This window comes from Micromonospora sp. FIMYZ51, from assembly GCF_038246755.1.
GTDB lineage: Bacteria > Actinomycetota > Actinomycetes > Mycobacteriales > Micromonosporaceae > Micromonospora.
Genome location: NZ_CP134706.1, coordinates 59,244 through 79,260, shown reverse-complemented (window position 1 = coordinate 79,260; position 20,017 = coordinate 59,244). Strand labels below are relative to the sequence as shown.

Annotated in this window: 18 protein-coding genes, 1 tRNA gene and 1 pseudogene; 8 read left to right on the top strand and 12 right to left on the bottom strand. The window is 71.2% G+C overall.

All coding sequences use genetic code 11. The features are described 5' to 3' along the window. Positions 1-31: 31 nt before the first annotated feature. The 3 genes from QQG74_RS00400 to QQG74_RS00390 are packed head-to-tail and all read right to left on the bottom strand — an operon-like array spanning position 32 to position 2,751. The gene (locus QQG74_RS00400) at positions 32-1,471 is read right to left on the bottom strand and encodes a PP2C family serine/threonine-protein phosphatase (protein WP_341718315.1); all 1,440 of its coding nucleotides are present in this window, start codon (positions 1,469-1,471) and stop codon (positions 32-34) included. After that, positions 1,468-1,956: an FHA domain-containing protein gene (locus tag QQG74_RS00395; protein ID WP_341718314.1), complete on the bottom strand. Its 489-nt coding sequence runs from the start codon at positions 1,954-1,956 to the stop codon at positions 1,468-1,470. Before QQG74_RS00395 ends, QQG74_RS00400 begins: the two co-directional genes overlap by 4 nt. Positions 1,957-1,962: 6 nt before the next feature. After that, positions 1,963-2,751 (bottom strand): DUF3662 and FHA domain-containing protein, encoded by a 789-nt coding sequence (locus QQG74_RS00390; protein ID WP_341718313.1) that lies wholly within the window; start codon positions 2,749-2,751, stop codon positions 1,963-1,965. A gap of 227 nt (positions 2,752-2,978) precedes the next feature. On the opposite strand from QQG74_RS00390, the gene QQG74_RS00385 reads away from it, so the two are divergent. The 3 genes from QQG74_RS00385 to QQG74_RS00375 all read left to right on the top strand — a co-directional run bounded on the left by QQG74_RS00385 (position 2,979) and on the right by QQG74_RS00375 (position 5,039). Next, a tRNA-Leu gene (locus QQG74_RS00385) sits at positions 2,979-3,064 on the top strand. A gap of 65 nt (positions 3,065-3,129) precedes the next feature. Beyond that, entirely contained in the window at positions 3,130-4,245 is a 1,116-nt protein-coding gene (locus tag QQG74_RS00380; protein ID WP_341718312.1) for an NAD-dependent epimerase/dehydratase family protein, read from the top strand. Continuing rightward, entirely contained in the window at positions 4,227-5,039 is an 813-nt protein-coding gene (locus QQG74_RS00375; protein WP_341718311.1) for a WecB/TagA/CpsF family glycosyltransferase, read from the top strand. Before QQG74_RS00380 ends, QQG74_RS00375 begins: the two co-directional genes overlap by 19 nt. 95 nt (positions 5,040-5,134) lie before the next feature. Here QQG74_RS00375 and QQG74_RS00370 read toward each other — a convergent pair whose 3' ends face one another. Next, on the bottom strand, positions 5,135-7,009 hold the full coding sequence (locus QQG74_RS00370) for a S8 family serine peptidase (protein ID WP_341718310.1): 1,875 nt from the start codon (positions 7,007-7,009) through the stop codon (positions 5,135-5,137). A gap of 220 nt (positions 7,010-7,229) precedes the next feature. Between QQG74_RS00370 and QQG74_RS00365 the strand changes: the two genes are divergently transcribed. Beyond that, positions 7,230-7,832, top strand: coding sequence for a hypothetical protein (locus QQG74_RS00365; RefSeq protein WP_341718309.1), 603 nt, complete (start codon positions 7,230-7,232; stop codon positions 7,830-7,832). Here the strand turns inward: QQG74_RS00365 and QQG74_RS00360 are convergent. The 3 genes from QQG74_RS00360 to QQG74_RS00350 all read right to left on the bottom strand — a co-directional run bounded on the left by QQG74_RS00360 (position 7,800) and on the right by QQG74_RS00350 (position 9,447). Further along, on the bottom strand, positions 7,800-8,201 hold the full coding sequence (locus tag QQG74_RS00360) for a hypothetical protein (RefSeq protein WP_341718308.1): 402 nt from the start codon (positions 8,199-8,201) through the stop codon (positions 7,800-7,802). The genes QQG74_RS00365 and QQG74_RS00360 overlap by 33 nt on opposite strands. Positions 8,202-8,374: 173 nt before the next feature. Continuing rightward, on the bottom strand, positions 8,375-8,596 hold the full coding sequence (locus tag QQG74_RS00355) for a DUF397 domain-containing protein (protein WP_341718307.1): 222 nt from the start codon (positions 8,594-8,596) through the stop codon (positions 8,375-8,377). Further along, positions 8,566-9,447 carry a helix-turn-helix transcriptional regulator gene (locus QQG74_RS00350; RefSeq protein WP_341718306.1) on the bottom strand — a complete coding sequence of 294 codons (882 nt, stop codon included), beginning with the start codon at positions 9,445-9,447 and terminating at the stop codon, positions 8,566-8,568. Before QQG74_RS00350 ends, QQG74_RS00355 begins: the two co-directional genes overlap by 31 nt. Before the next feature lie 463 nt (positions 9,448-9,910). On the opposite strand from QQG74_RS00350, the gene QQG74_RS00345 reads away from it, so the two are divergent. Together QQG74_RS00345 and QQG74_RS00340 are read left to right on the top strand one after the other, a co-directional pair. Next, a complete protein-coding gene (locus tag QQG74_RS00345; RefSeq protein WP_341718305.1) occupies positions 9,911-10,207 on the top strand; it encodes a hypothetical protein in 297 nt (98 codons plus the stop codon). Positions 10,208-10,297: 90 nt separating this feature from the next. Continuing rightward, complete coding sequence (locus tag QQG74_RS00340) at positions 10,298-10,765, top strand: hypothetical protein (protein WP_341718304.1); 468 nt, start codon at positions 10,298-10,300, stop codon at positions 10,763-10,765. A gap of 36 nt (positions 10,766-10,801) precedes the next feature. Here the strand turns inward: QQG74_RS00340 and QQG74_RS00335 are convergent, their stop codons facing one another. Together QQG74_RS00335 and QQG74_RS00330 are read right to left on the bottom strand one after the other, a co-directional pair. Next, entirely contained in the window at positions 10,802-11,512 is a 711-nt protein-coding gene (locus QQG74_RS00335; RefSeq protein ID WP_341718303.1) for a PASTA domain-containing protein, read from the bottom strand. Positions 11,513-11,666: 154 nt separating this feature from the next. Continuing rightward, complete coding sequence (locus tag QQG74_RS00330; protein WP_341718302.1) at positions 11,667-12,323, bottom strand: PASTA domain-containing protein; 657 nt, start codon at positions 12,321-12,323, stop codon at positions 11,667-11,669. 122 nt (positions 12,324-12,445) lie between these two features. Between QQG74_RS00330 and QQG74_RS00325 the strand changes: the two genes are divergently transcribed. Further along, positions 12,446-13,957: a hypothetical protein gene (locus QQG74_RS00325; protein WP_341718301.1), complete on the top strand. Its 1,512-nt coding sequence runs from the start codon at positions 12,446-12,448 to the stop codon at positions 13,955-13,957. 22 nt (positions 13,958-13,979) lie between these two features. Here QQG74_RS00325 and QQG74_RS00320 read toward each other — a convergent pair whose 3' ends face one another. Together QQG74_RS00320 and QQG74_RS00315 are read right to left on the bottom strand one after the other, a co-directional pair. Further along, positions 13,980-15,458: a glutamate--cysteine ligase gene (locus QQG74_RS00320; RefSeq protein ID WP_341718300.1), complete on the bottom strand. Its 1,479-nt coding sequence runs from the start codon at positions 15,456-15,458 to the stop codon at positions 13,980-13,982. A 485-nt stretch (positions 15,459-15,943) separates the two neighbouring features. Then, positions 15,944-16,525 (bottom strand): YceI family protein, encoded by a 582-nt coding sequence (locus QQG74_RS00315; RefSeq protein ID WP_341718299.1) that lies wholly within the window; start codon positions 16,523-16,525, stop codon positions 15,944-15,946. A 101-nt stretch (positions 16,526-16,626) separates the two neighbouring features. Here QQG74_RS00315 and QQG74_RS00310 point away from each other — a divergent pair, with 101 nt between their 5' ends. Beyond that, on the top strand, positions 16,627-17,127 hold the full coding sequence (locus QQG74_RS00310) for a MarR family transcriptional regulator (RefSeq protein ID WP_341718298.1): 501 nt from the start codon (positions 16,627-16,629) through the stop codon (positions 17,125-17,127). A gap of 361 nt (positions 17,128-17,488) precedes the next feature. On the opposite strand, the pseudogene QQG74_RS00305 reads toward QQG74_RS00310, so the two are convergent. Next, positions 17,489-19,945: pseudogene (locus QQG74_RS00305) on the bottom strand (helix-turn-helix domain-containing protein); the annotation flags it as partial. Positions 19,946-20,017 lie beyond the last annotated feature (72 nt).

Sequence of the window (20,017 nt, the reverse complement as noted above, 5' to 3'; positions counted from 1 at the left end):
TCACGATCGTCCTCGGGTCGGTAGCCGGCGCCTATTCGGGCGACCGGCAGGCCGCCGGGTCGACCGTGGGCGTGAAGGTGTCGGCGGGCGGGGCGTCCGGCGTACTCGTCGGCGGCGCCAACGTCGCACCGGGCGACGGTGCGCCGCTGCCCACCGCCGTCGGCGAACCGGCCGGGGCGGTCGGTGCCGGGGAGGGCAGTTGCCCGGTGGGGCTGAGGCTCGGACTCGGCGTCGGGGTCGGGGTCGGCGGGCAGATCGGCTTGAGGTTGACGTTGGTCGGGGTGTCCATCGTCAGTTCCGCCAGCCGGCGTTCCGCGTCCGGCTCACTCTTGGCCGGGATGCCCTGCTTGACCTGCTCCTGCGCGGCGAGGGTGAGGTCGTCCAGGTCGGCGGTGCTCTTGGAGTGGACGGTGGAGAGGTCCATGCCGGCGATCTGGCCCTGGATCCCACGGAACACGGCGACCTGGCCGTCCTCCGTCGCACCGACGTAGTACTGCCGTTGGGTGTAGGTCCAGCCGGCGAAGACGCCACCACCGACGAGGAGCATCAGGGCCGTGGTCATCGCGAGGGCGCGCAGCGGGCGACGGCGGGCCTCCGGCTCGTCGTCGCTCGCCGGCGGCTCCTCCGGGGTGGCCGGGCGGGGCGCGGAGAGCGCCGAGGCCCGGGCAGCCGGCGTGGAGACGTCGGCCGAGGTCGCCATCCCCCGGTCGCGCGCCGCCGCACCTCCGACGATCGGGGCCGCCTCGACGATGTCACGGTCGGTGGCGTCCGCGATGATCACGGTGATGTTGTCCGGGCCACCGCCGCGCAGGGCGAGCTGGACCAGCCGCTCGACGCACTGCTGCGGGTCGGCGTACTCGCGCATGGTCTCGGCGATGGTTTCCGCGCTGACCACGCCGGAGAGGCCGTCGGAACAGATCAGGTATCGGTCGCCGGTCAACACCTGGCGGACCGAGTACTCCGGGTCGATGTCGCGGCCGTCCAGCGCCCGGGTGAGCAGCGAGCGCTGCGGGTGACTGCTCGCCTCCTCCGGGCTGATCCGGCCCTCGTCCACAAGCATCTGGACGTATGTGTCGTCCTTGGTGATCTGCGCGAACTCGCCGTCGCGCAGCAGGTAGGCCCGCGAGTCGCCGATGTGGACCATGCCCAGCTTGCTGCCGGAGAAGAGGGTCGCGGTGAGCGTGGTGCCCATCCCCTCCAGCTGCGGGTTGGCGTCCACGGTCTCGCGGAGCTGCTGATTGGCGGTGCCTACCGCGGAGCGGAGCGCGTCGACCAGGGCGTCACCGGGGACATCCTCGTCCAACGGCGCCATGGCACCGATGACAATGTTGCTGGCGACGTCACCGGCGGCCATGCCGCCCATGCCGTCGGCAACGGCGAGTAGCCGCGGTCCGGCGTAGACGGAATCCTGATTACCGTCTCGGATCAGACCGCGGTCGCTGTGGGCCGCATAGCGCAGGGTCAGAGTCATGGCCGTAATTCGAGAGAGGTGCGGCCGATCCGGATCGGCACGCCGAGGGGAACGGGGGTCGGTCCGGTGACCTTAGCGCGATCCAGGTACGTCCCGTTAGTCGAACCGAGGTCCTCGACGAACCATTGTCCGTCGCGCGGCACGAGCCGGGCGTGTCGCGCCGAGGCATAGTCGTCGGTGATGACGAGCGTGGAGTCCTCGGCCCGACCGATGGTTATCTGAGCCTCACCCAGGGTGATCCGGGTGCCGGCGAGTTGCCCTGCGGTCACCACCAGCTGGTGGGCCGCCCGACCCCGCTTCACTTTCGCCGGCTTCGCCGTCGCCTGGCCGGTCGACGCGCCCACCGCCCGGGGCGCGGCCACCAGCCGACCCGACCGGGCCCCCGCGAAGAGGTCCCGACGGATGACACCGACCACCGTGAACACGAAGATCCACAGCAGGATGAGGAACCCGAACCGGGCGACGGTGATGACGAGCTCCGGCAAGGCGGATCAGCCGTCCACGCGGAAGGTCAGGGTGGTGGTGCCGAGCTGGATCATGTCGCCGGGGTTCAGCGCCACGGCGGAGACCCGCTGACCGTTGACCATCGTGCCGTTTGTCGAACCGAGATCGGTGAGCACCACCTGGCCGCCGTCGAAGTCCAGCCGGGCGTGCCGGCGGGAGATGCCGACATCCGGCAGACGCAGGTTGGCCTGGTCACCTCGACCGATCACGGTCGAGCCCATTTGCAGTGGATAGGTGCGACCGTCGCCGGAAACCAGCCGGATGTTACGTCCGCCACCGTGCCCCGGCGGGGGGCCGTAACCGCCGCCCTGCTCGTAAGCGGGGTAGCCGGGCGGGCCGGCGTCGTAACCGGGCGCCGAGACCGGGGCGACCTCGCCGCCGGTGTAGACCTCGGCGGTGACCCGGAACATGCCGGTGTCCAGCCCTTCGCCGCGCTCGATCTCGACGATCACGTCGCCGTAGACCGTCCAGGCCTGCTCGCCGATGAACTCCGCCTGCGACTGGGCCAGTTCCTGGGCCAGCGCGGCGGCGTACGGCGCCAGCCGACTGTGGTCGTACGGCGAGAGATCGATCACGTAGCGGTTGGGCACCAACGTGCGCCCACCGGCCAGGATGGCCTTGTGCGCCTCGGCCTCCCGCTGCATGGCGTTGAGGATCTCCACGGGGTGCACCACCCCCTTGAAGACCTTGGCGAATGCCCCTTCGACCAGGCCTTCCAGACGCTTCTCGAAGCGTTGCAGCACGCTCACCGGCTCCTCCTCGGGTCCCGAGGACATGATGGTATCCGCCCAGAGCGCACGCAGCTCACACGCCGCTCTGCCGGCAGGCCACTGCCCGTTCGGATGGGTTGGCGATCCTCGTGCTACTCTTTCGTCCGCCACGAACGGTAACCGCTGCCCGCAGCGAATGCCATTCGCGGCGATGACCAGGGCCGCGTAATATGGCCGAGGCCCGCTGGCAACAGCGGATTCGGCACTGGCTACGCTGTCCAGGGTCAAGCCACGGGGAAGTGGCGGAATGGCAGACGCGCACGGTTCAGGTCCGTGTGCCCGAAAGGGCGTGGGGGTTCAACTCCCCCCTTCCCCACCACAGCCGAGGGCTCCGCGACAACGCGGGGCCCTCGCTCCGTATCGGGGCGTTCCGGACGTCACGCTATGCTCCGATGGTTTCTGCCTCCGACGCACCAGGAGTGGCTCGTGAGTGTCGCGTTCGTGACCGGTTCGGGCGGGCTGATCGGCTCCGAGGCGGTCCGGCACTTCGCCGGCCTCGGCCTGGACGTCGTCGGCATCGACAACGACATGCGGCAGGAGTTCTTCGGCGAGGAGGCGTCCACCGCGTGGAACGTCCGCCGGCTGACCGACGAGCTGGGCGGGGCGTACTCGCATCACAGCATCGACATCCGCGACCGGGCCGCGCTCGGCGCGCTGTTCAAGCGGTACGGCCGGGACGTCGCCGTGGTGATCCACACCGCCGCGCAGCCCTCGCACGACTGGGCGGTCCGGGACCCGTTCACCGATTTCGACGTGAACGCCGCCGGCACCCTCAACGTCCTACAGAACGTCCGCGAGCACTGCATCGAGGCAGCGGTCATCCACTGCTCCACAAACAAGGTCTACGGCGACCGGCCGAACAGCCTGCCCCTGGTCGAGCTGGAGACCCGGTGGGAGATCGAGCCGGGCCACCCGTACGAGCAGGGCATCCGCGAGGACATGTCGATCGACGCCTGCCTGCATTCGATCTTCGGCGCCTCCAAGGTCGCCGCCGACGTGATGGTGCAGGAGTACGGTCGGTACTTCGACATGCGGACGGCCTGCTTCCGGGGCGGGACGCTCACCGGGCCGGCGCACTCGGCGACCGAGCTGCACGGCTTCCTCGGTTACGTGATGCGGGCCAACATGGAACGCCGGACGTACAAGATCTTCGGATACCAGGGCAAGCAGGTCCGGGACGCGATCCACAGCTCGGACGTGGTCTCCGCGTTCGAGGCGTTCTTCCGCAACCCGCGCTCGGCGGCGGTCTACAACCTCGGTGGCGGCCGGCACTCGAACACCTCCAACCGGGAGGCGTTCGCACTGGCCGAGCAGATCACCGGGCAGGAGATGGTGACCGAGTACGTGGCCGCCAACCGGATCGGTGACCACAAGTGGTGGATCGGTTCCAACGAGGCGTTCCAGGCCGACTACCCGGACTGGAAGCAGGTCTACGACGTACCAATGATCATGCGTGAGATCTACGAGGCCAACATGGACAAGTGGGTGCCGGCAGCGTGAGAAAGCGGAATGTCCTCGGCGTCCTGGTCGACGCCACCGACTATGCGGAGGCCACCGAGCAGGTGGTGGCCGCCGCGCAGGAGCGCCGGCCGCTGGCGCTGACCGCGCTCGCCGTGCACGGCGTGATGACCGGGGTGCTGGATCGGGCGCACAACGCCCGGCTCAACTCCTTCGACGTGGTCACCCCGGACGGTCAGCCGGTGCGCTGGGCGTTGAACCTGCTGCACGGCGCCGGGCTCAACGATCGGGTCTACGGGCCCACGCTTACCCTGCACGTGCTCTCCCGCTTCGCCGACGAAGGGCTGCCGGTCTACCTGTACGGCTCGACCGAGGAGACCCTGGCCCGGCTGATTCCGGCGCTGGAGCGGATGTTCCCGGCCCTCAAGATCGCCGGGATCGAGCCGTCGAAGTTCCGCGCCGTACGGCCCGGCGAGGATGTCGAGATCGCCGACCGGATCAAGGCCAGCGGTGCCCGGCTCGTCCTGGTCGGGCTGGGCTGCCCCCGCCAGGAGGTCTTCGCGTACGCGATGCGACCGCTGCTGGACATGCCGCTGATGGCGGTCGGTGCCGCCTTCGACTACCACGCCGGGCTGCTGCGCCAGCCGCCACCGTGGATGCAGCGGGCCGGGCTGGAGTGGTTCTGGCGGCTCGGGTTGGAACCCAAGCGGCTGTGGCGGCGCTACGTGATCCTCAACCCGGCGTACCTCGCCCGGTTGTTCGCGCAGAAGACCGGGCTGTGGAAGGCCCGGCCGCCGGTGCCGGCCACCGAGCGGCCGGCGGAGTTCGCGGTCTGACGGGGTCGCGCATGACGATCCGGATGACGCCACGGCCAACGCGCTGATCGACGACGGGCCCCGGGATTTCCCGGGGCCCGTCGCCGTCGCCTACGTCAGAGGGTAAGCGTCCAGGTGTTGAGGTAGCCGGTGTCACCGCTGTAGACGTCGCGCACCTGGAGCCGCCAGGTGCCGTTCGCCGCCTCGCTGGAGAGGTTCACCGTGTAGGTGGCGTTCACGTTGTCCGTGCCGTCGAAGATGCTGCTGTTCTTCAGCCGGTACGACGACCCGTCCGGGGCGAGCAGGTCGATGACCAGGTCACCACGGTAGGTGTGCACGATGTTCACCGCCACCGTCGAACTCGACGAGGCGTTGCGGTTGCAGCCGGAGATGGTGATCGAGCTGGTCACCGCCGAGCCGGCGTCCGGGATCGACACGTCGGTGCCGTTGCTGCCGGAGCAACCACCGCTGCCGCTGCCGGTCACCGTCAGCGAGTAGGTCGCGGTCTTCGTGCCGGAGGCCGCGCTGCCGGTCACCGTCACCGGGTACGTGCCGGCCGGGGTGCTGCCCGAGGTGCTGATGGTAAGCGTCGACGAACCGCCCGAGGTGACCGTGGCCGGGCTGAACGAGGCGGTCGCCCCGGACGGCAGGCCGCTGGCCGAGAGGCTCACCGACTGGGCGGAGCCGTTGGTGGTGGCGGTGGCCACGGTCGCGGTCACCGACCCGCCCGGCGCGGTGGAGCCGGCGGTCGGCGACACCGAGACCGAGAAGTCGTTGGTCGGCGGCGGCGTGTCACCGTTGACCACGTAGAGCAGCCGGTTCGGGGTGCCGGTGCCCACGTTGCTGATCACGTTCGGGGTGGCGTTGTCGACCAGGTAGTTGCGGACCTGTAGCGGGGTCCACGACGGGTTGGCCGAGAGCACCAGCGCCGCCGCACCGGCCACGTGCGGCGAGGCCATCGAGGTGCCGCTGATGCTGTTCGTGGCGGTGTCGTTGGTGTGCCAGGCCGAGGTGATGCTCACCCCCGGCGCGAGGATGTCCACGCAGGTGCCGAAGTTCGAGAAGCTCGCGGCGGCGTCGTTGTTCTGAGTGGCACCGACGGTGATCGCCGGCTCGGCCCGGGCGGGCGAGTAGTTGCAGGCGTTCTGCCGCTGACCGAGCGCGTTGCCGTTGCCGGCGGCCACCGCGTACGTCACCCCGGAGTTGATCGAGTTGATCACCGCGTTGTCGGTGGCCGTGCTCGCCCCGCCGCCGAGGCTCATGTTGGCCACGGCGGGCTTGACCGCGTTCGCGGTGACCCAGTCGATGCCGGCGATGACCCCGGCGTTGGTGCCGCTGCCGGAGCAGTTGAGCACCTTGACCGCGACCAACCGGGTGGCCTTGGCCACGCCGTACGCCGAGCCACCGACCGTGCCGGCGACGTGGGTGCCGTGACCGTTGCAGTCGGTGTTGTTGGAGTCGACCGTGTTGGTGCCCCAGGTCGCCCGGCCGCCGAAGTCCGAGTGGGTGATCCGGATGCCGGTGTCGATGACGTACGACGTCACGTTCGAGGCGGTGTTGGGGTAGGTGTAGGAGCTGTTCAACGGCAGGTTGCGCTGATCGATCCGGTCCAGGCCCCAGGACGGGGGGTTCGTCTGGGTTCCGCTGATCGAGACGGTGTGGTTCTGCTCGACGTACGCCACCGCGGGGTCGGCGGCGATCCGGGCTGCGGCCTTGGCGCTGACCCGCAGTTCGGCACCGCGCACGGCCGCGCTGTACGTCCGGGCAGTGGTGCCGCCGTGCCGACGCAGCAGCCGGTCCACCGAGGACCCCACCGCGCTGCGACCGACCTCGTTCTCCTTGAACACGACGATGTAGCTGCCTTCGACCGCTGTGGCGCCGCCGGCACTGCGGATGGTGCCGACCGGCTCGGCGGCCATCGCCGGTGTCGCCGCCGCCACCATGGCCAGCGCGGCCAACCCGACGAAAACGGACCTGTGTGGAAGAACCATCTTCCTACCTCCCTCCGACCAGCACGGATCGTCCACCTGCTCGTGGCAAGTTGATCGATAAATGCCGATCTACGTGAGGGTAGTTCGGGGTACGGAGGCAGATAAACATGTCGGATTCCCCATCACACTGGCGCGATGATTCCCCTACGGGGACGGGTACGGGGCGAACCGGGGGCGGGCCCGGATTCGCTGACGGGGAATCCGGGAAAGGCTGAGGGACATGCAGAGCCATCTCGCCCTCCTGCTCCCGGTCGCCGCCGTCTGGTGGTTCGCCGGCTACCTCGCCGACGGGTTGCCCCGGCTGACCCACGCCCGCGGGCTCCGCCGGCACGCCGGCTGGCTGCTCGCGCTGACCCTGGCCGGGCTCGGTCTGACGGTGGCTCTGCCGATCGCTGGCCTGGCCACCGCCGGTGCGACCATGGCCGACCGGGCCGCTGGCGGGCTCGCGCTGGCCGCGATCCCGGCGCTTGTGGTGGCGGTCTGCACGGTACGCCGGTTGCGCCGGCTGCGGGCCGGAGCGGGCGCCCTGGCCGTCGCCGCCCGGACACCGGCTCCGCACGGGTTGCGGGCCGCCGCCGCGCACCCACTGATCGGGCTGCCGTTGCAGGTGACCGGGTTGGCCCTGGTCCCGGCCCTGATCACGGCGAGCGGTGCCAGCCAACTCCTCGGACCCGGTGCGACCGGGCCCGCCACCACCATCGCGGCGCTTGGCGTCGCGGCCATCGGCGTACGGCACGCGCTGCGTCACAACCGGCTCGCCGAGCGGGCCATGCCGGAGCGGGCCACGGCCTCAGCGCATTCGGCCAGCGCTCTGCACGTATAGCAGTTCCAGGATCGCCCGGGTCGCCTCGAACCAGCGGTCCAGCCAGCCCGGGGGCGGCACGCTGCCCCTGGGCGGCAACTCCATCATCAGGCCCCGCAACAGCGGGTGGTCCACCAGGGATTCGCTGTCCCCGGTCGACCAGCCGGACGCCGGGAACGACGGTTCGGTGAGCGGGTTGGGATCCAGCGACGGCAGGGTGAGCGGCGCCGCGGCCGGCTCGGTTGCCACCGCGCCGTCCCGCCCGGCCTCGGTTTCTGTCGACACCACCTCGGTCAACACCGTGTCCCGGCGGGCACCGCGGTACTTGCCGCCGAACCGCTCCGGCTTGCCCGGCCCGTTGGTGAGGTTCTCTGACCCGATACTCGTCATCGTCTCGCCTGCCTCGCTCGGTTACCCGCCCTGCTCGGGGGGATGTCGACCAGCGCGTACCGACAGGTACAACGAGACGGACACGTTGTGGCGACGGTAACCGGCGGCTGATGCGTGAGGTCCCCGCCCGGCCACGCCGGACGGGGACCCGTCAGCACTGTCCCGGGGGTGGGTCAGCCCCGGCCGAAGGCGCCGTTCCGAGTGCTGGCGACGAAGGCGTGCCAGTCACCCGGGGCGAAAACGAGAGCGGGACCTGTCTTGTCTTTCGAGTCCCGGACTCCGATCGCCCCGGTCACGTAGGCCACCTCCACGCAGTTGTCACAGTTCGGTCCGCTCTTCGAGCTCTTGAACCAGTGCGCCTGCGTCAGGTCGACCCGGAATCCTTGCGCGGCCATTTCCACAACGGCTCCTCTGCCAGTCTCGCGATGTACCCGACGGACTCCTCCGGACGCATGGCCGCTGCTCGAATGTGATCGAAGATGAAGCTGTACTTCTGTAGTTCGTCGCTCTTCTCCAGGAAGAGCCCACCCGTGGCGTTCTCCGCGTACACGACATCCGGATCACCGGGTTCGGGGAAGCTGAGGATCGTGAAGGTGCCGTCCATGCCGGCGTGCGCCCCCACCTCGAACGGCAGGATCTGGAGCGTCACGTTCGGCAACTGGGCCACCTCCACCAGCCGGCGCAGTTGGTCACGCATGACCGCGTCCCCGCCAACCGGACGGCACATCACCGCCTCATCGAGCACCACCCATAGATCGGCCGGATCATCCTGGGTCAACAACGACTGGCGGCCGATTCGGACACGCACCCGTTGCCGCACCTGGTCGGCGGTGAAATCCGGGCGGGCGGCCCGGATCATCGCGCTGGCGTACTCCTCGGTCTCCAGCAGACCCGGGACGACCTGCTGCTCGTACGCGCGGATCGAGCTGGCCGCCGCCTCCAGGCCCACGTACGCACCGACCAGCACCGTGCTGTAGGGGTGCCACCAACCCTTCTGTCGCGCCTCGCGGGCAATCTGCACCAGCTCGTCGCTCTCGGGACCCACCACGCCGTAGATCCGGAGCATGTCCCGCACGTCGCGCGGGGTCACGCTGGTGTGGCCGGTCTCGATCCGGGAGATCTTCGACGCCGAGCACTCCAGCTGCTCCGCGACTGCCTCGATGGTGATGCCGGCAGCTTCGCGCTGGCGGCGCAGTTCTGCGCCGAGCCGGCGCCGCCGGATGGTCGGGCTGCGCCGCTCGCTCACGGTGTCACCTCTCCCGCCTCGACGCGCCGTTCTCACCACCCCGCCTGGGGCGCGCGACCATCGGGCGGCGGGCGTTCGCGGCATGGGGTGGTTCCGGACCTCGGCCCGGCCGCGACGGGCGAAACCGGCCCTCAGTGTGCCGTCCGGGCGGTAGCACGTTCAAGCGCCGTTTCGCGCGAGCCGCTCACGTATCGGCAAACAGCGACTTGCAACTTGCATGAAGTACGCCCCTGATGCAATCTGTCCTATGACCCGGGTCACGCACCGTCCCGGCTCTGTCTCTCAACGTGATCACCACGACCGAGACGGGGCGGTCGACGCGGTCGAGCACCGGTACGCCACCAGCGGATCCGGGCCGGCCGGGCAGCCGTACCAACCGGTCCGCGAGACACCCACCTCGTCGCCGGCGTCCCCCCGACAACCCTGCCGGCCCCTGCGCCGGCCAACCTCCTCAGGAGCCCATGTGCTTCCCCGCTCCGGTGACGTACTGCACGTGACACGCGCGGCGAGTGTCCAGTTCCGCAGACCCATCCTGTTCCGGGTGATCCGGGTGCTCGACCGGCCGACCTACGACGGCTGGGTCTGGCTCGAAGGCTACGAGTTGAACGCGGCGGGGGACGCGGTCAACCGACGCTCGATCTTCGTTCAGCGGGCCGGGCTGCGGCAGTTGCAAGCCGCCGGGCAGCCACGTCCGCACGCCGTGCGCTCGGCTCGCCGGCCGGCCGGCCGAGGCTCGATCAGGGTGCCCCAAGCATCCTGAACCGCCACCGGCGGGCATACCGGCGCCATAGAATCGGTGTGCCCGCCCCGGCACGTCTTCACCCGCGCATTCCAGGACCTCGAACCTGGGATGGCCATGGTCAATCTGTCCGCACGGTGGCCCCATCGGTCCCGTATCGTCCACTCCTTCGGACTCCTGGCACTGCTCGGTGCCACCATCCTGGTGGTACTGGTCCGCGATCCAGCCCTGTCGTCCACCCGGCTGGCCGAGCCGGTGCCCGCTCCCGAGATCACCGTGGTGGAGAGCGATCCACTCGAACCGGACGGGCGAGGCGGCGCGTGGGACGACTTCGCCCCGGCCCACCAGCCCGGCGACGGCCTGCCCGGCGACGGCCTGCCCGGCGACGGCCTGCCCGGCGACGCCTCGGGATACGGCGACGCCGCCCCACCCGGTGACGAACCGACCGGACGCGGCCACGCGACCGGTACGCACAGCGCCGACGAACTCAGTCGTTCGCTCTTCTGGTCGGGCCTGTTCGGATTGACGATCTCGCTCGCCGGGCTGGGACTCGTCGGCACCAGACGCCGCATGTGGTGAATGGGCCGGGCCGACAACCCGAGGCAGCGGCCGAGGTCAACCGGTGGGGCTCGGCGTGCCGGTCGGTTCGGTGGTCGGCGGACCGGTCGTCGGCGACGGGCTCGGGCTGGTTTGGGCGACCACAAGCGTGACCTCGTCGCCCACCTCGACCAGCTCACCCTCCTCCGGATCGGTGGCGATGACCGTGCCCGCCGGCTGATCCGACCGGCGGTACTCCACCCGATGGTCGAGACCGAGCCGATCCAGCACCGCCCGGGCCGCCGCCTCCGAACTGCCGACCAGCGGCGGCATCGGCAGCTCAACCGGAGTGGGGCTGGCCGTCGGCGAGGGCGACGACGACGGAGTGGGCGAGGCCGACCGGGTGGTCGGCGGGGCGGCTGTGGTCGCTTGCGGTGGCTGCGGCGCTGGCCCATCGTCCTCCACGGCCTGCCGCGCCAGCCACACCCCCACCCCGATCACGCCGAGCAGGAGCAACAGGAGAACCCCCCAGAGGATCGGCAGCCACCAGGGGCGGGCCGGCTCGTCGCCGTACCAGTCACCGCCCGCCGGTTCCCGATCGTCGCCCGGCCGGACCGCCGGCACCTCCGCACGCCCGGACCACGCCGGCTCCGACCGCTGCGCTGGCGGCAACGGCGCGGTCTCCTCGGGCGTACGCCCGAACGGGGCCGTCTGGTCGGGGTCACCGGCAGCCGCCGATGGCATCGGGCGGGTCTGGTCGTCGGGCGGCTCCTGGCGGTCGTCGCTCATCGCACGTCCCCTTCCGCCAGCCCGGGCGGGCATCGAGGCCCTTGACGCCAACCTACTGGTTACCCGCCCCACCGCCGCGCACCATCGCACCACCGTGCGTGTCAGCTGAGCAGAGATGTTTGGACGAAAGTGCCCCCGAAAGGGCACCTTCGCCTCAGGCCCCGGGGGTGCCGCAGGAGATGGCGACGATGTCGTTCCACCGCAGGACGGTGCCGCCAACCGGGTCCTGGGCGGTCACCGTGCCGGATCGCCCGGTCGGGTAGCGAGGCGAGAAACCGTCGTCGACCAGCTCGTCGCCGGCATCCCGGCACTTCTCCCCGAGCAGATCCGGCACCTCGTTCGGCGGTGCCTGCCCGGCCACATTGATCACAACGGTGATACCGCGCTTCACCGGCGTACCCGCCGCCGGGTTGGTGCTCCGCACGCTGGAACTGTCTCCACTGCCGAAGACGAACTGCCAGCCCAGTCCCCGGTCACGCAGTTCCTCCCGGGCCTCCTCGAAGTCCATCCCAACCAGGTCCGGCACGGTGAGCCCGGCCGACCGGGTCGGCGCGGCACTGCTCGGCGGGGCAGCCGAGGTCGGCCGGGCCCGCGGTGGCGACTTGGTCGGCTGAGGGCTGGGGGTGCGGCTGCCGGCCGCATCGGCCGGTACGGCAGTCGTCGGCGGTCGCTGGTCGCCGGCCAACACCCAGCCGCCGGCCGCCCCGATGACCGCGAGCAGCAGAGCCGCGAGGCTGCCGCCGACGATAAGCGTGCGATCCGGGCCGCCGTCACCGCGCCCCGGCCGCCCGTCCATGGTCCCGTCCGTCATCCCGCCCACCGCCCTGTCACCGGCGACCGTACCCGTCGACGCCAAACACTTTCCGTCACCATCCATCGCCTGGTACCGCGTACGACTCGCCGCACCGACCACAGGACGTTACGCTCCCCCGCATGGCCAGAGTGGGCTGGGGAGGATCGATCGCCACGGCGGCCGGCGTGGCCGCCGGTGCCGGGGCGGCGCAACTGGGCTTCGGGTACGGCCTGGGCATCCTCAACTGGGCGCCGGCCGAGACGACCGCCAGCACGGCGGCCTGGGCGGCCAGCCTGATCTGGGCCACCTGGATCGCCGCCACCTCGACCATCTTCGGTGCGGTCTGCGCCCAGCGGTTGCATGATCGCCGCTCGACCGCCACCGAGGATCTCCGCCGCACCGCCACCGTGCCGAGTACGCCGGCGCATCCTGCCGACGATCCACCCGGTGCGGCCGGCCAGCGGGGCAGGGACGGCCTGTGGTGGAGCGCCCTGTCCGGGGCCGCCGCGCTGGGTGCCCTGATCACGGTGCTGCTGGTCGCCGTACCGGCACGGGTTGCGGTGGTGCCGGACACTCCGTCGCCCCGGGACATGGCCGCCGGGTACGCGGCACTCGGCGTACTGATCGGTGCGCTTGTCGCACACTGGGCGTTGCGTTGCCGGGCGGCGGCCACCAACGTCATCGCCACCGCTTGCTGGTTGTGGCTGCTCGCGGTGGTCGCGGTGGTCGACTCGGTGCTCGCCGGTCGTGGACTGACCACCGCGCAGCTCGGCATCTGGCAACTCAGCTCCGGCAGCGACCAGTTCTGGATCCGGGACTACTTCTACTGGCCCGGGGCGGTCCTCTCGCTCGGGTCGGCCCTGCTGATCGGAACGCTGGCCGCCCGGCGGGGGGTCCGCGAGGCGGATCGTCGGGTCGGTGCCACCGCCTCGGGCGCGGCCGGTCCGTTGCTGGTCGCGGTCGCGTACTTCCTGGCCGTGCCAAGGTTGACCGCGATCAGCCCGGAGCAGGTGTCCGCCCACCTCATCGCCCCGTACGCGGTGATCGTCGGCGTCGGCGGTTCCGTCCTGGTCGCGGCGCTCGCGCAGCGGGCGGCCCGGCGGGCGGCCAGTAAACCGACCGGCGGCGGAGCCACCGCTCCGACCGACCCGGTACCCACCGCCACGGCTGACCCGGTACCCACCGCCACGGTGCCTCGGCAGCGGGCTGGCTCCGACGACCTGGCCGGCAGCGCTCCGGGCGGCACGGCAGGCAGCGACCCGACGACGCCCACCGCCCCGACGACCGCCAGCGGCACGAGCGGAGCCAGCGGCACGAGCGGGCGCGGTGGCACGAGCGGGCGCGGTGGCACGAGCGGAGCCAGCGGCACGAGCGGAGCTGGTGGGCCCGGTGGCACGAGCGGAGCCGGCGGCACGAGCGGGCGCGGTGGCACGAGCACCGGCGGCAGGGCGGGTCGGAGCGTCCCAGCATCCCCGCCCACCGGCACCACGCCCGAAGGCCCCGAGGCCGACGTTCCGCCTCACGGCCCCGAGGCCGACGTTCCATCTCACGGCCCCGAGGCCGATGGTCCGTCCGGAGGTGCCGGGGGCGGTACCGGGACCGATGGCGCGGGAACGGGTCGCCGGAGCCGGACTCCACGTAAGCCGCGCTGACGCATCCCTCGCCGGTGGCCAGTCAGTCGATCGGCCAGCTGTGCACCGGCTCGTTGGTGCGCTGCAACTCCGCGTAGCGCTGCAACATGTGGCGCAGTGCCGCGTGGCGGTCCAGATTCCGGTGCCGCTCGGCGGCCCAGACCGTGAGGGTCTGCCAGGCTGCCCCGTTACGGCCGGTACGGCAACGCTGCTCGATGATGCCGAGCAGGCGATCGCGCTCGGCCGGTGCCACCCCGAAGCCGTCGAGCCCGGCCGAGGCGATCGGCAGCAGCACGTCGAGCACCAGCTTGGTCACCGGCACCTCGCCCAGCCGTGGCCAGTGCAGGATGGCATCCATTCCGCGTCGGGCGGCGGCGTGGAAGTTCTCCTCGGCCGAGCTGAAGGTGAGCTGGCTCCAGATCGGTCGGTCGGCCTCGGCCAGCCCTCGCACCAGCCCGAAGTAGAAGGCGGCGTTGGCCAGCATGTCGACAACGGTCGGTCCGGCCGGTAGCACCCGGTTCTCCACCCGCAGGTGCGGGCGGCCGTCCATGATGTCGTAGACCGGTCGGTTCCACCGGTAGACCGTGCCGTTGTGCAGTCGCAGCTCGGCCAACTCCGGTACGCCACCGGCGTGCAGCACCTGCACCGGGTCCTCGGTCTCGCAGATCGGCAGCAGCGGCGGAAAGTAGCGGACGTTCTCCTCGAAGAGGTCGAAGATCGAGGTGATCCAGCGCTCACCGAACCACACCCGGGGGCGTACGCCCTGGGCCTTCAACTCGTCCGGTCGGGTGTCGGTGGCCTGCTCGAACAGGGCGATCCGGGTTTCCGCCCAGAGCTGCCGCCCGTACAGGAAAGGCGAGTTGGCGCCCACCGCCACCTGGGCCGCCGCGATCGCCTGTGAGGCGTTCCAGTAGTCCGCGAAGCTGTCCGGCGCGACCTGGAGGTGGAACTGGAGGCTGGTGCACGCCGCCTCCGGCGCGATCGAGTCGGTGTGCGTACGCAGCCGCTCGACGCCCCGGATGTCGAGTTCGATGTCCTCGCCCCGGGCACCGACGATCTGGTCGTTGAGCACCCGGTACCGCTCGTTGGTGGAGAGGTTCTCCGCCACCAGATGCCGTTCGGTAAGCGTGGGCAGGATGCCGACCAGGACGATCCGGGTGTCCGATTGGGCCGCCCGGTCGTTCGCCCGGCTCAGGCTGCCGCTCAGATCACGCTCGTAGTCGGCGAATCCCTTGCCCTCGATCAGTCGCGGGTTCGCGTTCAACTCCAGGTTGAAGCGTCCCAACTCGGTCTGGAACAGCGGGTCGGCGATGGCCGCGAGAATCTCGTCGTTGCGCATCGCGGGCTCGGCGTTCGGGTCCACCAGGTTGAGCTCGATCTCCAACCCGGTCATCGGCCGGTCGGCGTCGAACCCGAAGTCGTCGAGCATCAACGCGAAAACGTCCAGACAGCGGCGGACCTTCTGCCGGTATCGGACCCGGTCCTCCCGGGAGAAGGCGGCTCGGTCGACGTCCCTGCCCATGTTTCCTCCCGGCGCGCGACGCGACGGAACGGTACCCGCTCCGCAGCGCTTCGTGAACCATACTCGGTGCAGGCGCCCGGCCCGGTCGGGCCAAGATCGGCCCGTTGTCGCAGTCCACCCGCCCGGTGCGGACGGAACCACCGACGTGACCAGGGGTCGGAGCACCTCCGTCGGAATCTCTACCCAGCCGGCAGGGTGGCCAGCGGATCGACCGGCGAACAACCTGTGACAATTCGCATCGCATCGCCAGCCCCGAGCCGGCCGGCAACCGCCGGGAGTACCCGGCGCGGTCGGAGCACAGCCGACCGGCAGGCACCGGCCGGAGCACGATAATGCCGGCTGCGTCGGCCGGAAGCACGATGCCGGCCCGCGCCGGCCGGAAGCACGATAATGCCGGCCGCGTCGGCCGGAAGCACGATGCCGGCCCGAAGCACAGCCGACCGGCCCGCGCGGTGCGAGCGCGGGCCGGTCGGGGCGTACGGAGATCAGGCCTGGCGGATAGCCTCACCCTCGATCTCGATCTTGACCTTCTTGCCCACCAGGACACCGCCCGACTCCAGGGCGACGTTCCAGGTCAGGCCGAACTCCTCGCGATCGATCTCGGTGGACGCGGAAAACCCGAAGATGTCCTGGCCGAACGGGCTGCGCCCGACGCCCTCGAACTCGACCTTCAGGTCGACCGGACGGGTCACGTCCTTGATCGTCAGCTCACCGGCGAGGACGAACTCGTTGCCCTCGTGGGACTTCACCCCGGTGCTGCGGTACTCCAGGGTGGCGAACTTCTCCACGTCGAGGAACTCCGGGCTGCGCAGGTGCGCGTCCCGGTCGGCCTGCGCGGTGTTGATGCTGGCGGCCTGAATGGTGGCCGTGACCGAGGACTCAAGGGGCTCCTCGGCGATGGTGATGGTCGCGCTGGCGTCGGCGAACTCACCGCGTACCTTGCTCACCATCATGTGCCGGGCGACGAACCCGACCCGCTTGTGCGCCGCGTCCAGCAGATAGGTGCCGGCCGCCGGGATGGTGAGGCCGTTCCAGTCGCGGGTAACCGACTCGGTGCTGCTGGTCATGAGAGACTGCCCTCCGGGAGATTGTTTGTTAGCCCAACGGCTGCGTCAGCAACTATAGCTGCGACAATATTCCCCGTGTCAAGTACTGGTAGGATGACCTGGTGAACCCGAATGTGTTCGACGACCCTCGGATCACCGCCGTCGGCCTGCTCTTCGAGGTGCACGCCGGGCTGTCTGCGAGGTTCGCCGCCCAGCTCGACGAGCACGGCCTGTCATCGGTCGAGTTCGAAGTGTTGACCCGCCTCGCCAGATCACCCGGCAACCAACTCCGGATGACCGACCTCGCCGCCCAGACCTCCCTTTCCACAAGCGGTGTCACCCGAGTGGTGGACCGGATGGAACGCGGTGGCCTGATCGTGCGCCGCGCCTGCCCCTCCGACCGGCGCAGTTCGTTCGCGGTCGTCACGCCCTCCGGCCTGACCCGACTCGACGAGTGCCTGCCCGGCCACCTCCAACTCATCGAGGACTGGTTCACCGGCCAGCTCGAACCACCCGCGCTGGAGGCCGTGCTCGACGGCCTACGCCAGGTACGCGACGCGGTGAATCCCTGCGCCACGGCGGGCAGCAACGGTGACACCGACAACACGTCGGACGCCTGCTGAGGCCGCCCGCCGCAGGGGATCGGAGCATTGCCCCGGAGGATTTCCGGCGACCACGCCCGGAACTCTCGGTGTCCGGCCAGCCAGCCGAGCGTGACACCACCGGCAGAAAGACCGGCAGAACCAGCCGACCAATGGTCGATACATCATCAAACCCGACAGTTGGCCTGGTGTCGCCTGGCTAGTCTCGCGTCAGCGGGGGCGCATCGGGGGGTGCCGGCGCGGGCGATGAGCGAGGGGTGGCAACAGGGGGCTTCCTCGCCCGCGCCACCCCCGTCCGCATCACCGGACGACCGGGCCGCTGCTGGCCCGGTCGTCCGCGTTCGGCAGTAGCGTTCGCAGACACCTCGCTCCGGGCCGCGAAGAGCGCGTACAGCAACTCCGCTTCCTGCCGCAACAGCCGGATACCGGTCTCCCGGCAGATCAGGTCCAGCCGGTCGAGCACCGCCGGATCCGAGGTGCTCGCGGCCAGGCCGACCAGCGCCTCCACCACGGTGCGGCGGGTCCGGTCCGCCCCGACCGTCTCCGCTGCGGCGGCGAACCATTCCGCCGCCACCTCCCGATCACCCCGATGCAGGGCGAGGTGCCCCTCGACCAGCGCCCCAGTGGCGCCCAGCGGGCGCAGTTCCACGAGCGCCTGGGCAGCCTCCGCGGCCCGACCGTCCTGGGCGAGTGCCAACCCCAGCGTGCCGAGCACCCGACGCCGATGCCGCGGCACGCCCAGGTCGGCGAGGGCCATCAGCACCCGTCGCGCCTCGTCGGCCGCCTCCGCGTACCGGCCCTCCAGCCGGAACACCTCCGCGACCGTGCCCCGCGCCAACACCCGCAGTCGCTGCTCCCCACACTGCCCGCCGAGGCGGTCCACAATGGCCAGCCGGCGGCGGGCCGCAGCCAGCTCGCCGACGCGGATCTCGTGCCATGCGAGGTGGTGTTGCGCGACCGCCATCTGGCGGACCAGCCCGCCGTCGGTGGCCGCCGCCAGGGCTGCCTCCGCCTGCGCTCGCGCCGGCTCGGGCTGGCCGGTGGCGGCCAGCAGGGCACCCAGCACGATGCGCGCCTCCAGCTCACCGGGCAGATCACCGAGGCGACGAAACGCCTCCAGCGCCACCCGAGCGCTGTGTACCTCCTCGCCGGCCGCACCGTGCTCACCGGCCAGCAGCGCGACGCCGAGCGCCGCCCAGGCCCGCAGTGCTGGATCGGCGTCGGCGGTACGCGGGTCGGCCAGCAACCGCAGCAGCCACTGCCGGCCCGGTACGTCCCGCCCGCGCAGTCGCCACCACCAGGGCAGGCTGGCCGCCAGACGCAACGCGGTGAGCGGATCGTCCACCGCCGCGTACGCGAGCGCGGAGCTGATGTCGGCGGTGACCTCGTCGAGGCGGTGCGCGGCAGCGTTGGCACCGGCACCGGCCAGACCGGGTGCGGTGCGCTCCACCAGTCGAGTGATCACTCGGGCGTGCCGGCGGCGGATCGCGGTCGACTCGCCGGCACCGGAGGCCTGCTCGACGGCGTAGTCGCGGACCGCGTCGACCAGCCGGAAGCGGAACGGCCCGGTGCCGCGTACGCTCAACAGCCCCAGGTCGAGGAAGCGGTTCAGTAACGAAACCGGGTCGGCGGGGTGGTCCGCGTCGGCGAGCATCTCCTCGGCCAGCTCCACCGACCAGCGGTTGCGGAACGCGGCGAGCCGGCGCAGCGCACCCTGTTCCTCGTCGGCGAGCAGCCGGTAGCTGGTGGCCACCGCGTCCCGCAGCGTCTCCGCCACCGCCGTCCGCGCCTCGTCGCCCCGCGCCCGGCCCGTCTGCCAGCCGCTGCGCGGCGCGGCCGAGGTGTCCAGGTCCAGGACCCGATCGCCGTACCGGTCGAGCAGTTCGGTGAGGTCGAGCAGGCGGCCACGCGCCGCCATCAGCTCGATCGCCAACGGCAGCCCGCCCAACCGCCGGACCAGCGCGGCGAGCGCCGGCAGCTCGGCATCCGCGGGCGGCTCGGGCCGGACCTGGGCCAGCCGCGCCCGAAACAACGCCACGGCCGGATAGCCGGCGAGCTTCGCGGGATCGGTGTCACCGGGCGGCGGCACGTCCAGCGGTGACACCGGACGGACCCGCTCACCCGGCAGCCCCACCGGGTGCCGGCCGGTCACCAGCACTCGCAACGACGGCACCGTGTCGATGAGCCGTCGCAACGTCCCGGCCACCGGATCGGGTGCCCGTTCGGCGGCGTCCACAAGCAGCAGTGCCCGCCGGTCACCGAGGCGGGCGGCCAACTCGGTGTCCCGGGCCGCGCCGAACACCGTGAGCGCGGCAGCGAGCACGTCGGCGGCGTCCGACCCGGCACCGACCAGCACCCCGGCGGTGCCGCCAGGATGGGCGTCGGCGACGGCGTGGACCGCGGCCAGCGCGAGTGCCGTCTTACCCACCCCGGCCAGCCCGACCAGGCTCACCAGCCGGGGACCGTGTGGCTCGGTAAGGGTGGTGGCGAGTTCGGTCAGATCCCGTTCCCGGCCGATCAGCTCGGGCGGCGGCGGTATGTGCAGCGGCGTGCCCGGATCGGCGGCTGCCGGCGGCGCACCGGTTCCCCGGGCGGCGGCCAGGAACTCGCCACGCTCCGCCCCGGCCAGTCCGAGCGCACCGGCGAGCAACTCGACGGTGGTGCGCTGCGGTCGTGAGGAGCGCCCCCGTTCCAGGTCACGGACCGTCCGTACGCCGATGCCGGCACGCGCCGCCAGCTCGGCCTGGGTGAGCCCGGCGGCCAGGCGGTGCCCCCGCAGCAGCCCGGCCAGGGTCGAGGACGGATCCGGGTTGGACAGACGATCATGACCCGAAGTCATGGCCTGGGACACTACGGGCCGGCCCCGACAGCCGACACGTCATCGTCGGCCACCCGACCGGATGATGCCGAA